The sequence below is a fragment of the Methylobacterium gregans genome, assembly GCF_022179245.1.
In the GTDB taxonomy this organism is placed as follows: domain Bacteria; phylum Pseudomonadota; class Alphaproteobacteria; order Rhizobiales; family Beijerinckiaceae; genus Methylobacterium; species Methylobacterium gregans.
Window position 1 is genome coordinate 163,097 of sequence record NZ_BPQM01000002.1, and the last position, 12,881, is coordinate 175,977.

The 12,881-nt window shown below is 72.1% G+C and carries 12 protein-coding genes; 6 read left to right on the plus strand and 6 right to left on the minus strand.

The annotated features are described in order from the left end of the window. Window positions 1-275 precede the first annotated feature (275 nt). Entirely contained in the window at window positions 276-1,022 is a 747-nt protein-coding gene (locus MFF54_RS00840; protein ID WP_066926293.1) for a YebC/PmpR family DNA-binding transcriptional regulator, read from the minus strand. Window positions 1,023-1,234: 212 nt separating this feature from the next. Between MFF54_RS00840 and MFF54_RS00845 the strand changes: the two genes are divergently transcribed. Then, complete coding sequence (locus MFF54_RS00845) at window positions 1,235-2,269, plus strand: SDR family oxidoreductase (RefSeq protein WP_238300542.1); 1,035 nt, start codon at window positions 1,235-1,237, stop codon at window positions 2,267-2,269. A gap of 19 nt (window positions 2,270-2,288) precedes the next feature. Here MFF54_RS00845 and MFF54_RS00850 read toward each other — a convergent pair whose 3' ends face one another. Then, window positions 2,289-3,485 carry a trans-sulfuration enzyme family protein gene (locus MFF54_RS00850; RefSeq protein WP_238300543.1) on the minus strand — a complete coding sequence of 399 codons (1,197 nt, stop codon included), beginning with the start codon at window positions 3,483-3,485 and terminating at the stop codon, window positions 2,289-2,291. Window positions 3,486-3,633: 148 nt separating this feature from the next. On the opposite strand from MFF54_RS00850, the gene MFF54_RS00855 reads away from it, so the two are divergent. Continuing rightward, on the plus strand, window positions 3,634-4,152 hold the full coding sequence (locus MFF54_RS00855; protein ID WP_238300545.1) for a TspO/MBR family protein: 519 nt from the start codon (window positions 3,634-3,636) through the stop codon (window positions 4,150-4,152). A gap of 59 nt (window positions 4,153-4,211) precedes the next feature. Then, a complete protein-coding gene (locus MFF54_RS00860) occupies window positions 4,212-6,533 on the plus strand; it encodes a Tex family protein (protein ID WP_238300547.1) in 2,322 nt (773 codons plus the stop codon). Here MFF54_RS00860 and MFF54_RS00865 read toward each other — a convergent pair whose 3' ends face one another. Continuing rightward, entirely contained in the window at window positions 6,534-7,520 is a 987-nt protein-coding gene (locus MFF54_RS00865; protein ID WP_238300549.1) for a hypothetical protein, read from the minus strand. Window positions 7,521-7,621: 101 nt separating this feature from the next. After that, on the minus strand, window positions 7,622-8,176 hold the full coding sequence (locus tag MFF54_RS00870) for a DUF4337 domain-containing protein (RefSeq protein ID WP_238300551.1): 555 nt from the start codon (window positions 8,174-8,176) through the stop codon (window positions 7,622-7,624). Between the two features lie 131 nt (window positions 8,177-8,307). Here MFF54_RS00870 and MFF54_RS00875 point away from each other — a divergent pair, with 131 nt between their 5' ends. Next, window positions 8,308-9,039, plus strand: coding sequence for an MBL fold metallo-hydrolase (locus MFF54_RS00875; protein WP_238300553.1), 732 nt, complete (start codon window positions 8,308-8,310; stop codon window positions 9,037-9,039). 46 nt (window positions 9,040-9,085) lie between these two features. Here MFF54_RS00875 and hemA read toward each other — a convergent pair whose 3' ends face one another. Further along, a complete protein-coding gene (gene hemA, locus MFF54_RS00880; protein ID WP_370880160.1) occupies window positions 9,086-10,381 on the minus strand; it encodes a 5-aminolevulinate synthase in 1,296 nt (431 codons plus the stop codon). Between the two features lie 325 nt (window positions 10,382-10,706). Between hemA and MFF54_RS00885 the strand changes: the two genes are divergently transcribed. Beyond that, a complete protein-coding gene (locus MFF54_RS00885) occupies window positions 10,707-10,907 on the plus strand; it encodes a hypothetical protein (RefSeq protein WP_306423938.1) in 201 nt (66 codons plus the stop codon). 84 nt (window positions 10,908-10,991) lie between these two features. Beyond that, entirely contained in the window at window positions 10,992-12,281 is a 1,290-nt protein-coding gene (gene murA / locus MFF54_RS00890) for a UDP-N-acetylglucosamine 1-carboxyvinyltransferase (protein ID WP_238300555.1), read from the plus strand. A gap of 63 nt (window positions 12,282-12,344) precedes the next feature. On the opposite strand, the gene MFF54_RS00895 is transcribed toward murA, so the two are convergent. After that, complete coding sequence (locus tag MFF54_RS00895; protein ID WP_238300557.1) at window positions 12,345-12,659, minus strand: hypothetical protein; 315 nt, start codon at window positions 12,657-12,659, stop codon at window positions 12,345-12,347. Between the last annotated feature and the right edge of the window lie 222 nt (window positions 12,660-12,881).

Sequence of the window (12,881 nt, forward strand, 5' to 3'; positions counted from 1 at the left end):
GCCGGCCCTGCATCCTCAGGCAGGCTTCCGGTCCCAGCTCGGCAGAACCGGCGGTCGCGCGCCTGCGGACAATACAAGCGTGGAAGGCCCGGCGGAGGCGCTCCCGCCGCCCCACCGAACCCTCTCACACGAAGCGACGCACTCTCCTTCCCCGTGGGAGGAGCGTGTCCCTCCGACCGGCATCGGATCCGCGAAGCCCGGAGGGCGAGAGGGGCCTACCCCTCGTTCAGAACCGCTCGCAGACCGTCCAAGAGGCTGCGAGCGGCCCTCCCCGGTCAGGCCTCGAGCTTGGCCATCAGCGCCTCGGAGAGCGCGAAGTTGACGTAGACGTTCTGGACGTCGTCCTGGTCCTCGATCACCTCGACGAGGCGGACCAGCTTCTCGCCGGTCTCGTCGTCGACGTCGATCGTGTTCTGGGCCTTCCAGACCAGGCCCGTGCGCGCGGGCTCGCCGAAGCGGGCTTCCAGCGCCTTGCCGACCTCGCCGTAGGCGTCCTGCGCGCAGGTGACCTCGTGGCCGTTCTCGTCCGAGCGCACGTCGTCGGCACCCGCCTCGATCGCCGCCTCCAGCATCGTGTCGGCGTCGGCGACCGAGGCGGGAAAGGCGATCACGCCGACCCGGTCGAACATGAAGGCGACCGCGCCGGTCTCCGCGAGGCTGCCGCCGGACTTGGTGAAGGCCGAGCGCACGTCCGAGGCGGTGCGGTTGCGATTGTCGGTCTGGGCCTCGACGATCAGCGCGGCACCGCCCGGGCCGTAGCCCTCGTAGCGGATCTCCTCGTAGTTCTCGCCCTCGGCGCCCGCCGCCTTCTTGATGGCGCGCTCGATATTGTCCTTCGGCATGTTCTCGGCCCGAGCGGCCAGGATGGCCGCCCGCAGGCGCGGGTTCATCGCGGGATCCGGCGTGCCGAGCTTGGCCGCCACCGTGATCTCGCGGGCGAGCTTGCCGAACACCTTCGAGCGGACCGCGTCGACGCGGCCCTTGCGGTGCATGATGTTCTTGAACTGGGAATGGCCGGCCATGTCTCTTCAGGCTGTCTGCCGCGGCGGAGAGAACGAGGCCCTCGACGCCGCACGAGTGCGGATCCGCAGGTTATAGGCCGGCGCTCCTCGGGGAGGCAACGCGCGAGGCCATGCGGGGCGCCTCGCGCGCCGGTGATCGGCGGCGGACGGAAAGAATGCAGGCGCCGGACGTTCCCGCTCCGGAGCGGCCATCCGGGTCGCGGGGAGATCCGATGTCGGGACGAACCAGGGGACGCACCGTCGTGGTCACGGGGGCGAGCGCGGGCGTGGGGCGCGCCATCGCCCACGAATTCGCGCGCCACGGCTGGAATGTCGGCCTGATCGCCCGCGGCGAGGCGGGCCTGCGCGGGGCCGCGGAGGATGTGCGACGCGCGGGCGGCACGCCGCTGGCCTTCGCGGTCGACGTCGCCGAGGCGGATCAGGTCGAGCAGGCGGCGGACGAGATCGCCGCGTTCTTCGGCGGCATCGACGTCTGGGTGAACAACGCGATGGTCACGGTCTACGCGCCCGTGCGCGAGACCCCGCCCGAGGAGTTCCGGCGCACGACCGCGGTGACCTATCTCGGGCAGGTGCACGGGACGCTCGCCGCGCTCAAGCACATGGGGCCGCGCGACCGGGGCACCATCGTGTATATCGGCTCGGCTCTGGCCTACCGCTCGATCCCGCTCCAGGCGAGCTACTGCGCCGCCAAGGCCGCCGTGCGCGGCTTCGTGGATTCCCTGCGGAGCGAACTGCTGCACGACGGCGCCCACGTGCGGCTCACCATGGTGCAACTGCCGGCGGTGAACACGCCGCAATTCGACTGGGCCCGCTCGCGCCTGCCGCGCAAGCTCGAGCCGGTACCGCCGATCTACCAGCCGGAGGCGATCGCCCGGCACGTCTACCGGGCCGCTCGGGAAGCACCGCGCGAGCTCTGGATCGGCGCCTCGGCCTGGAAGGCGATCGTCGGCAACATGCTGATCCCGGGCTGGATCGACCACTACCTCGCCCGGCACGGCTATCACGGGGAGATGACCGACATGCGCGCCGCGAGGAACCGTCCGGACAACCTCTACGAGCCGGTCGACACCGATCCCGGCGCGCACGGCCGCTTCGACAGCCGCTCGCGCGAGGCGGTCCCAGCCGCGAGCCCGCGCTGGCTCAAGCTCGGCCTCGCGGCCGCGCTCGGCGCGGTGGCCGGCGCGACCCTGTTCGCCACGGAGGCGCACGGGCGCTCGGAGGCGCGCCGCCGCCTGGAACGGCGCTGACCGGTCCGGCGCTCCCGGCTCAGCCGTGGGCCGCTCGGAGCGCCGCGTCGAGGTCGGCGAACAGATCCGTCGGATCCTCGATGCCGGTGGAGAGGCGCAGGAGGTCCGGCGGGCAGGGCGTGCCCGGCCCCTCGACCGACGCGCGGTGCTCGATCAGGCTCTCGACCCCGCCGAGCGAGGTCGCCCGCTTCCAGAGCGCGACCCGGGCGGCGGTGGCGATCGCCGCCCCCTCCCCGCCCCGCACCCGGATCGACAGCATGTAGCCGAACCCGCCCGCCATCTGCCGGGCGGCGACCGCGTGGCCCGGATCGTCGGGCAGGCCGGGATAGAGCACGCGGGCCACGTGCGGGTGCGCGCCGAGCCGGGTCGCGAGCGCCATGGCGCCCGCCGCCTGCCGCTCCGCCCGCAGGTGCAGGGTGCGCAGCGAGCGCATGAGCAGGTAGGCCTCGAACGGCCCGAGGATGGCGCCGCCGCTCGCCCGGATCGCGCCGATCCGCGCCCAGAAGGCGTCGGATTCCCGCGCGGCGAGCACGCCCGCGACCACGTCCGAGTGCCCGTTCAGGATCTTGGTGCCCGAGTGCATCACGATGTCGGCGCCGAGCGCGAGCGGCCGGGTGTGGACCGGCGAGGCGGCGGTCGAATCGACCGCGAGCCGGGCGCCCGCCGCGTGCGCGATCTCCGCCGCCGCCGCGATGTCGGTGACGGTCCAGAGCGGGTTGCCGGGCGTCTCGATCCAGATGAGCTTCGTCAGCCCCGGCCGGACGGCGGCGCGCAGCCGCTCCGAATCCTCGGCGTCCACGAAGTCGACCGCGAGGCCGCGGCGGGGGCCCTCCTCGCGCAGCCAGCGCTTCAGCGCCCAGTACATCACGTTGGGCGCCACCACGTGGTCGCCGGGCTCCAGCGCCCCGAACACGGCGGTCGCGGCCGCCATGCCGGAGCCGAACAGCAGCGCGCCCGCCCCCGCCTCCTCCAGCATCGCCAGCACGGCCTCGGCCTCCCGCACCGTGGCGTTGTCCGGCCGCGCGTAGGAGAAGCCCGACGAGTACGCGTTGTCGGGGTCGCGGATGAACGTGGTCGCGACGTGCAGCGGCGGCACCACGCCCCTGGTGACCGGATCGATCCGGCCCAGAGCCTGCGCGGCGCGGCTGCGGCGGGAGAATGCCTGCGCCGGCTCGCCCGCATCCGAGGGGTCGGCAGGTGCGTTGGTCCGTGACATGGCGGTCTCCCGTCGATCCTTGTCTCGATGTCGGCCCCTGCCCGAGCGGCGGTCGGCGCGCTAGGTGGCGGCAGGGACGGCGCCTGACACGATCCGCCCCGGGACGGCAAGGCGGGCGCCCGAGACGACCTTTCGCGAGCGGCACACCATGAGCACCGCCCTTCACGTTCCCGAAGAGCCAGCCCTGCGGCCCTGGCTGCGGCTCGCCGCGGCCGTGCTGCCCGTCGCCGCCACCGCCGCACTCGGCTCCGCCTCGACGCAGGCGGAGATCCCCGGCTGGTATGCCGGCCTGAACAAGCCGAGCTTCAACCCGCCGAACTGGGTGTTCCCGGTCGCCTGGACCATCCTCTACACGATGATCGCGCTCTCGGCCTGGCGGCTGCTCGGCACGATGCCGCGCACCGGGCCCTCGCGGCAGGGCTGGTGGCTCGCGATCCTCGCCTTCGCGGTCCAGCTTGCGCTGAACGCCGTCTGGACACCGGTCTTCTTCACCGCCCACGCGGTCGGCGCGGCGCTCGTCGTCGTCGTGGCGCTCCTCGTGATGGTGCTCTGGACCATCCGGCTGAGCTGGCGCTTCGACCGGATCGCCGCGTGGCTCCTCGTGCCCTATGCCGGCTGGGTCGCCTTCGCGAGCCTGCTCAACGCCGCGATCCTGCGCCTCAACTGACACCTGCTTGACGCATCCCCGAGGCCGGCGCCACACCCACGCTCCAGCCAGGAGGGACCATGACCGGCATCAACGGGCGCATCGCGGCGGAACTCGGCGTGGCCGAGAGCCAGGTCAAGGCGGCGGTCGATCTCCTCGACGGCGGCGCCACGGTGCCGTTCATCGCCCGCTACCGCAAGGAGGCCACGGGCGCGCTGGACGACGCCCAGTTGCGGACCCTGGAGGAGCGCCTCACCTATCTGCGCGACCTCGAAGGACGCCGCGCCGCGATCCTCGACAGCATCCGCCAGCAGGGCAAGCTCGACGCGGAGCTCGCCGCGCAGATCGCCCGGGCGGACACCAAGGCGCGGCTCGAGGACCTCTATCTGCCGTTCCGGCCCAAGCGCCGCAGCAAGGCGCTCGCCGCCCGCGAGGCCGGGCTCGAGCCGCTGGCCGACGCCCTGCTCGCCCGGCCCGACCTCGACCCGACCGTGCAGGCGGGCCAGTTTGCCGGCAAAGAGGGTATTTCGGACGCCGATGCGGCGCTGGAGGGCGCGCGCGCCATCCTGATCGAGCGCGCTTGCGAGAGCGCGGAACTCGTCGGCTCCCTGCGCGAGACCGGCTGGCAACGGGGCCACGTGACGGCCGCGGTGCGCAAGGGGAAGCGCGAGGCCGGCGAAAAGTTTGCCGACTATTTCGACTTCTCCGAGCCTCTGACCAAGCTTCCCTCGCACCGCATCCTCGCCCTGTTCCGCGGCGAGAAGGAGGAGGTGCTGGACCTCGACATCACGGACGGGGAGGAGCCGCGGCCCGGCGCGCTCGGATGGCAGGAAGCCCGCATCGCGCAGACGCTCGGCGTCGCGGATCGGGGCCGGCCGGGCGACCGCTTCCTGATGGAGACGGTGCGGCAGTGCTGGCGCAAGCGCCTGAAACCCGCCACCGACACGGATCTCCGCAGCCGCCTCTGGACGGTGGCCGAGGAGGGCGCCGTCACGGTCTTCGCCCGCAACCTGCGCGACCTGCTGCTCGCGGCGCCCGCCGGCGCGCGACCGACCCTCGGGCTCGACCCGGGCTACCGCACCGGCGTGAAGGTCGCGGCGGTCGATGCCACCGGCAAGGTCGTGGCGACCGACACGATCTACCCGCACGAGCCGCGACGCGACTGGAACGGTGCCCTGGCCGCGCTCGCCAAGCTGGTGCTCGCCCACAAGATCGAGCTGATCGCGATCGGCAACGGCACGGCCTCCCGCGAGACCGACCGCCTGGCCGCCGAGCTCGTCGCCAAGCTCCCCGACCGCAAGCTCACCAAGGTGCTGGTCTCAGAGGCCGGTGCCTCGGTCTACTCGGCCTCGGCCTACGCCTCCGCCGAGCTGCCGAACCTCGACGTGACGCTGCGCGGCGCCGTCTCGATCGCGCGCCGCCTGCAGGATCCGCTGGCCGAGCTCGTGAAGATCGAGCCGAAGGCGATCGGCGTCGGGCAGTACCAGCACGATCTGGCGGAGGGGAAGCTCGCCCGCTCCCTCGACGCGGTGGTGGAGGATTGCGTGAACAGCGTCGGCGTCGACGTGAACAGCGCCTCCGCCCCACTGCTCGCCCGGGTCTCCGGCCTCTCCGAGCGGGTCGCCTCCAACATCGTCGTCCACCGCGACGCCAACGGGCCGTTCGCCAAGCGGGCGAACTTACGCAAGGTGCCGGGGCTCGGGCCCAAGGCCTACGAGCTGGCCGCGGGCTTCCTGCGCATCCGCGGCGGCGCGGATCCGCTCGACGCCTCCGGCGTCCACCCCGAGGCCTACCCGGTGGTCAAGAAGATCCTGGCGGCGACGGGAAAGCCGATCGAGGCCCTGATCGGCGACGGCGCGACGCTGCGCGGCCTCGCACTGAGCGCCTTCGTGGACCAGAGCTTCGGCCTGCCGACGGTGACCGACATCATCGCCGAGTTGGAGAAGCCCGGCCGCGATCCGCGCCCGAGCTTCCGCACCGCGGCCTTCGCGGAGGGCGTCGAGAAGATCGGCGACCTGCGGCCCGGAATGCGCCTGGAGGGCGTGGTGACGAACGTCGCGGCCTTCGGTGCCTTCGTGGACATCGGCGTGCATCAGGACGGGCTGGTGCACATCTCGATGCTGGCCGACCGCTTCGTGAAGGATCCGCGCGAGGTGGTGAAGCCCGGCGACGTGGTGCAGGTGCGGGTGGTGGAGGTCGATGCCGCCCGCAAGCGCATCGCCCTCAGCATGCGCTCGGACGAGGCGGCACGGCCCGCGCGCCGCGATGGCCCCGCCCAGGCCCCGGGCCGGCCGGCGCCGCGTCCCCAGGCCGAGCGCCCGCAGGCGTCGAGGCCCGAGCCGGCGGGCGCGCTGGCCGATGCCCTGCGCCGGGCCGCCGAGGGCAAGCCGCGGGGCCGATGATCAGTTGACGAGCCCGCGCTGGACCTTCGACTTCAGGCGCTGGCCCTGGAAGACCAGCGTCACCGAGAAGGTGCCGCCGCGGTCGGTCCAGCTGTAGGTCTCGAAGGCGCCGAGTCCCGGGATCGTCGTGCTGCCGTCTCTCGCACCGCGGCAGCCGAGCAAGCTCTCGACCTCCGGCATCCGCATGTCCGCCTGAAGCAGCTCGAAGCTGCGCAAGTTGACGACGCAGTTCGGACTCCCGGCCGGCCGGGACGCGCCGGCATCCGGCGCGAAGGCCGCGTCCCGCGGCGCCCCGAAGGCCGCCGAGAGGGCGAGGCGTTCGCCGCGCTCCCGGCCTGCCCCGGCCGACATTCTCCCCGCCTCCGGCGCGGCGACCGCCATCTCGACCGGCATTGCCGCCACGGCTCCGGCCCGCTCGATCCGCTCCGCGTCCCGGAAGACCTCCGCGGCCTGCTGTCCCGGCTCGCGCGCAGGCGCCCCGGCCGTGGCAGGGCCTGCCTTGGCGGAGCCGGCCTTGGCGGGGATGAAGGCGGGCCCCTCGCGCAGCAGGCCGCGTCCGCCCGTGCCGGCCGCCGTCCGGGCGCTCCCGTCGGAAGCCCGCTGCTGCAGGACCTCGGAGGATTCCTCGGCGGGTTCGCGGGCTCGGGCGATGACCACGGCCCGGCGCAGGGCCGTCTCGAATCGGCGCATCCGCTCGGGATCGGCGGGAGCGCCGGACGCCCGTGCCTCGCAGGCCGCGAAGACTGCGCGGGCGTCGCGGATCTCGGCCTCGCTCCACGCACCCGCTGGCTTGCCGAACAGGTCGGCGTCCCGCCCCGTGCGCGGGCCCGGGCCGCCCTCGAGCGGTCCGAGCTGGTCGGCGGCGAGCGCGCGGTGCCGGCCGCAGCCGCCGTTCGCCGCGAGGGCGTCGCGGAACGGGGAGGCCTGGACCGCCGTGGCGGAGGTGCAGGCCGCCAGAAGAAGGGCCGAAGCGCGACGCGTGCGCATGAGGCGGGATCCGGATGCGGTTCGGGTCATCCGTCCATGCCGCCTCAGGCCGATGAAGGGTTCGTTAAAGCCGCCCCCGGTTGCTGTGGGCGCGTGCCGTCTCAGAAAAGATGCAGCGCGTGCGGCGCCAGGAAGCCGAAGCCCAGCATCACGGCGCCGGCCGCGCCGAGCAGGCCACCCGCGACGGCGAGCGCCACGATCCCGGTGATGACCTGGGCCGAGGCCAGCACGATGCCGATCTGGAAGGCCGCCGAGGCAAGCTCGTAATGGTGGTAGCGGTGGAGCGAGAGGTCGCGCTTCTCCTGGTTCGCCTTGGCCTTCTCGGCGAGTTCCTTGCGGCCCTCGCCGGTGGCCGGCTCCGAGTCCCAGCGTGCCATGGTCTTGGCCCACTCGGCGCGCTTGGCCTGCACCGCCTCCTGGTTCGGCCCCGGCGGCGTGAGCGCGACCATCTCGTCGGCGGTCTTCAGGACCGTGCTGCGGATGGTCCGCGCTTGGAAGAAGGCCCACTGGTTGGCGGCCTCGATATTGGAGCCGATGGCGTCGGTCTGCGCTGCCTTGCCCAGCGTCTCGCTGAAGGCCAGGAACAGCGCCAGCACCGAGATCAGCAGCGCCACCCGCTTGTTCGAACCCTCGACCGCCCCGTGACCGCCCGACATGCCCGATCCCCCTGATTCCTGAGCGGGGGAGCTACAGCGCATCCCGTGCGGCGGTGCAACCGCCGAAGGGGGAGTCGGGGGAGCACGGGCGCGCATCGCCGCGTTGGTTTTGGAGCAGGGAGGGTTCGACGATGCGACTGACGGTTCTCGGCTGCGGCGACGCCTTCGGCTCGGGCGGGCGCCTCAACACCTGCTTCCATGTCGCGGGGGACGGCACCGGATTCCTGATCGATTGCGGCGCCTCGGCGCTGATCGCGATGCGCCGCTTCGGCGTCGATCCGAACGGGATCGATACGGTGTTCCTCACCCATCTCCACGGCGATCATTTCGGCGGCCTGCCCTGGCTGATCCTCGACGGGCAGCTCGTGAGCCATCGGCGGACACCGCTGACCATCGTCGGGCCGCCCGGGATCCGGGAGCGGCTGCCGGCCGCCATGGAGGTGCTGTTCCCCGGCTCCAGCACGGCGAAGCGGGCCTTCACAGTCGCGGTGCGGGAGATCGTGGCCGGTGAGCCGGGGGCGTTCGGCGGAGTGGAGGTGGAGGCCTTCGCGGTCGAGCACCCCTCGGGCGCGCCCGCGCACGCGCTGCGACTCGCCCATGCGGGCCGGGTCGTGACCTATACGGGCGATACGCAGTGGGTCGAGGCGCTGATCCCCGCGGGCCGCGATGCCGACCTGATGATCGCCGAGGGCTACACGGTGGAGCGCCCCGTCAGGTTCCACCTCGACTGGGCGACGCTGAACCGCAACCTGCCCGAGATCGCGCCGAGGCGGCTCATGCTCACCCACATGAGCCCCGAGATGATCGCCCATCCGGCCGAGGGCTACATCGCGGCGGAGGACGGGCTCGTCCTGGAGTTGTGAGCCCGTCGCCCTCCCTCCCCCGCAGAGGGAGAGGGCGCCCGGCGTTCTACTCCGCCGCCTCGACGAAGACCGTACCGGCGCGCGGCAGGTCGAGGGCGTCCCAGGTCTCGGCGAGCGCCGCGGTGAGCTTCTCGATCTGCGCCGCGTCGTGGAACGGCGAGGGCGTGATGCGCAGGCGCTCGGTGCCGCGGGGCACGGTCGGGTAGTTGATCGGCTGAATGTAGATGCCGTGGCACTCCAGCAGGTGGTCGGCGGCGGCCTTGCACAGCTCCGCGTCGCCCACCATCACCGGCACGATGTGGGTCTCGGTGTGCAGTACCGGCAGGCCCGCCGCCTCAAGAGCCGCCTTGGTCTGCGCCGCCTGGCGCTGGTGCGCCTCGCGCTCGACCTGCGAGCGCTTGAGGTAGCGCACGGAGGCGCGCGCCGCCGCCGCTACCGCGGGCGGCAGCGCGGTGGTGAAGATGAAGCCGGCCGCGAAGGAGCGCACCGCATCGAGCACGGCACTCGTGCCCGTGATGTAGCCGCCGACGCAGCCGAAGCCCTTGGCGAGCGTGCCCTCGATCACGTCGACCCGGTGCATCACGCCGTCCCGCTCGGAGATGCCGGCGCCGCGCTCGCCGTAGAGGCCGACCGCGTGGACCTCGTCGAGGTAGGTCATGGCGCCGTAGCGGTCGGCGAGGTCGCAGATCTTGCCGATCGGCGCGACGTCGCCGTCCATCGAGTACACGGACTCGAACACGATGAGCTTGGGCCGGTCGCCAGCCTCGATCAGGAGTTCCTCGAGATGCGCGAGGTCGTTGTGGCGGAAGATGCGCTTCTCGCACCCCGAGTGGCGCACACCCTCGATCATCGAATTGTGGTTGAAGGCGTCCGACAGGATCAGGCAGTTCGGGATCAGCCGGGCGATCGTCGAGATGCCGGCCTGGTTCGAGACGTAGCCCGAGGTGAAGACGAGGCCCGCCTCCTTGCCGTGCAGATCCGCGAGTTCGCGCTCGAGATCGACCAGCGGCGAGTTGTTGCCGGCGATGTTTCGGGTGCCGCCCGCGCCGACGCCGCAGCGCTTGGCCGTCTCCGTCATGGCGTTCACCACCTCGGGGTGCTGGCCCATGCCGAGATAGTCGTTCGAGCACCACACGGTGATCTCGCGGATCGAGCCGTCCTGGCGGCGCCAGTTCGCCTGCGGGAAGCGGCCGGCCACGCGCTCGATATCGGCGAAGACGCGGTAGCGGCGCTCGCCGTGCAGCTTGTCCAGCGCGGCGCGGAAGTAGCCCTCGAAGTCGGTCTTGATGCCGGGTCCGGAGGATGCGGTCTTCGGGGCAGCGGGCATCCGGGTCACGGGCATGAGGATCCTTCGGGTGGCTGGCAGGGACGGACGGGCCGTCGATGCGCGGGATCGTTCGGCACGCGAGACCGACGCGGGTCTCCGGCGAGCATCGGACGTTTGGATTGACGTCCTCTGAACCCTAGGAGGTCCCGGACGCGGGCTGGCGGTTTCCTTGAGCGTTCTTGCGGCAGCGTCTTCGGGCGCTGTCGAGGCGGAAGATACAGGCGGATCTGGAATGGGTTCAAGGTGAGTTCTAACATTCCTGCCCTGTGCAGGGCGGAAGCGCGCGCCAGGGTGACGATGCGCCGCGCGCGAATCTCGCCCGAAGCCGCGCGATGACGGGATGACGATGGCGGATACGGGCGAAAGCCGCGCGGAGCGGTTGAAAGCGGCGTTGCGCGACAACCTGCGGCGGCGCAAGGCGCAGGAGCGCGGAAAAGAGCAGGGCCGAGCCGCCGCCGGGGCCGCCCCGCCCGCCGCGGATGATTCGCTGGGCGGCGATGCGTCCGGGACCGGTCCCGATTCCGACAAAACTGGACTATAGCCTGCGGCCAAGCATGGGCGCACTGTCGCGCCCGACGGGACGACAGGCGCCGCGCGAGTCCGCGGGGCGGCCCAGGGAACGAGTATGGACCGCATCCACATCACCGGTGGCACCGAGCTGCACGGCACCATTCCGATCTCGGGCGCCAAGAACGCGGCGCTGCCGCTGATGATCGCGAGCCTGCTGACCGGCGAAACGCTCGAGCTCGTCAACGTGCCGCGGCTCGCCGACATCAACGCGCTGACCCGCATCCTCGGCAACCACGGCGTCGACCAGATGGTGGTGGGCAAGCGCCCGGGCCAGACCACCGAGGCCGGCCAGACGATCCGGCTCACCGCCTCGAACGTCATCGACACGACCGCGCCCTACGAGCTGGTCTCGACCATGCGGGCGAGCTTCTGGGTGGTGGCGCCGCTGCTCGCCCGCTTCGGCGAGGCCAAGGTCTCGCTGCCGGGCGGCTGCGCCATCGGCACGCGGCCCGTGGACCTGCTGATCATGGCGCTCGAGCGTCTTGGCGCCCAGATCGAGATCGATGGCGGCTACGTGGTGGCCAAGACCAAGAACGGCCTGCGCGGCGCCGAGATCAGCTTCCCGAAGGTCACGGTCGGCGGCACCCACGTCGCCCTGATGGGGGCCGCGCTCGCCTACGGCACCACCGTGATCGAGAACGCCGCCCGCGAGCCGGAGGTGGTCGACCTCGCCGAGTGCCTCACCAAGATGGGCGCGCGCATCAAGGGCGCGGGCACGCCGCGCATCGAGATCGAGGGCGTGGCGCGGCTCAACGGCGCCCGCCACGAGGTGCTGCCCGACCGGATCGAGACCGGCACCTACGCCATGGCGGTGGCGATGACGGGCGGCGACGTGGTCCTGGAGAACACCCGCGCCGACCTGCTGCACGCGGCCCTCGACGTGCTGGCGACCACCGGCGCCGAGGTGACGCAGGTGCCGGACGGCATCCGGGTCCGCCGCAACGGCGCCGGCATCGCGGCGGTGGACGTGACCACCGACCCGTTCCCAGGCTTCCCCACCGACCTGCAGGCGCAGTTCATGGCGCTGATGACGCTCGCCAAGGGGAGTTCCCGCATCCGCGAGACGATCTTCGAGAACCGCTTCATGCACGTGCAGGAGCTCGCCCGCCTCGGCGCGAAGATCCGCCTCGACGGCGACGCGGCGATCGTGGAGGGCGTCGAGCGCCTTAAGGGCGCGCCCGTGATGGCGACGGATCTGCGCGCCTCGGTCTCGCTGGTGATCGCAGGGCTCGCCGCCGAGGGGGAGACCCAGATCAACCGGGTCTATCACCTCGACCGCGGCTTCGAGGCGCTGGAGGCCAAGCTCGGCCGCTGCGGTGCCCGGATCGAGCGCGTGCGGGCCTGAGACAGCAGAAGAGGCGCCCGAGCGATCGGGCGCCTCTCCGAACCCTCTGAAACCGGGATCGTCTCAGCCGCCGATCGCGCCCCGCTTGAAGCCGAAGCCCGGAATCTCGCAGCCGCAGGGCGCGTTGAACGGAGCGGGGCGGGTCGGGCAATTGCCGCGCGAGGTCACGCAGATGCTGCCGCCGCGCCGGCCGAAATCCCGGCGGCGCTCGTAGCGGTCCTCGTAATAGTCGTCCCGGCGGCGGCGCTCGTAGCGGTCCTCGTAGCCGCGGTCCCAGCGGCGCGGTCCGTCGTCATAGTACTGCGCGCTGGCCGGCACGGCGGCCAGGGTGGTTCCCAGCGTCAGTGCGGCGAGAGCCGCGAGCGTGAAGCGCTTCACCGGTCGGTCTCCTCGAACCTTGTTCTCGTGTTCGTGAGGCCGAGATAGCGGTCGCTGCCTGAACGACACCTGATCCGAATTACGCACCGGCGGGACGGCGCGCCGAGATCCGGGCCGGCGCCCGTTGTCGATCCTCCTCGCCGCCGCTACCTACCCCGCGACGTTTCACGTGAAATTTACCATCCGGCACGTCCAGAGGCTCGGCCGGATGGTAAATTTCAC